Genomic DNA, 477 nt, shown 5'->3' with positions numbered 1-477 from the left:
TGGTCCCCCCGCCTTTCCCCCCCCCGCCCCCTCCTGCCCCCGCAAGCCCGGGGCCGCGGACGCGTGTGCACACCCCCGTCCGCACCGGGCGCCTCAAGCCACTTGAACACGTGAACACGTGAGCACGTGAGCACGTGAGCACGTGAGCACGTGGACCAGGCTGGAAGGCGTCGGACGAGGACACACCAACCCCCCACACGATCATGCGTCACTCATCGATGCCTCAGCCCCCGCTCCAGCAACCGAAGGAGAACCTCGCCGCCATGGGAAGACTCGCGTTCCTTGTCCCCGCCGAAGACGAAAGCTCACAGCATCGGCACACGCACCGTACCGGGGCGGGCTGGCGGATCCGGATCGGGACGTGGGGGGGGGCCCCCGGGGGGGGGGGGGGGGGGCGGGGGGGCGGGGGGGGGGCGGGGGCGGGGGGGGGGGGGGCGCCGCCGCCCCCCCCCCCCCCCCCCCCCCCCCCCCCCCCCC

The sequence above is a fragment of the Streptomyces sp. NPDC059668 genome (assembly GCF_042734135.1).
Classification (GTDB): Bacteria; Actinomycetota; Actinomycetes; order Streptomycetales; family Streptomycetaceae; genus Streptomyces.
The sequence above is the reverse complement of the archived record's forward strand: the minus strand, read 5'-3'. Positions refer to the sequence as shown.